The sequence below is a fragment of the Mesorhizobium sp. M7A.F.Ca.CA.004.12.1.1 genome (genome assembly GCF_003997835.1).
Classification (GTDB): domain Bacteria; phylum Pseudomonadota; class Alphaproteobacteria; order Rhizobiales; family Rhizobiaceae; genus Mesorhizobium.
The window spans coordinates 1-413 of sequence record NZ_RZRK01001536.1 but is presented as its reverse complement, the minus strand read 5'-3'; the positions used below and the strand labels follow the sequence as shown (position 1 = coordinate 413).

At 59.1% G+C, this 413-nt stretch carries 1 protein-coding gene; it reads right to left on the bottom strand.

Features of this window, described 5'->3' with window-relative positions:
• Positions 1-250: CYTH domain-containing protein (locus tag EN984_RS37435; RefSeq protein ID WP_127384491.1), on the bottom strand; the 250-nt coding region annotated here is incomplete at its 3' end.
• Positions 251-413 lie beyond the last annotated feature (163 nt).

The window sequence follows — 413 nt, the reverse complement described above, 5'->3', positions numbered from 1 at the left end:
GTCCGATGGCGAAGTCCAGCATCTCCACCGCCTCCGAGAGCGGGATCGAGTATTCGAATTCGTCGCGTTCGCGCGCCTTGCTGCCGAATTTGAGTGTCAGCTTGGCGGAACCGCCATCGCTGATGCGGATGCGCACCGTGCGCCCGGGGCCGGCAGCGAGATAGAACTGGAGAATGCGGATATTGGCCTCGGCCAGTTCCCGCCATGCGGTGCTGGTGACCAGGAATTTTCGTTCGACTTCCTTGCCCATGGCCGGGCACTAAAGCGTTTGCCGCCGTCGATGGCAAGATAATGACGAACAGAAGTTGACTTTAATCAATCGATTGATTAAACTGCGCTCATGGTCAAACTGCCTGAGCCCAAAATTCTTCGCCGCGAGCCCGCCGAGATGACGCGCGCGGCCCTTGTCCAGG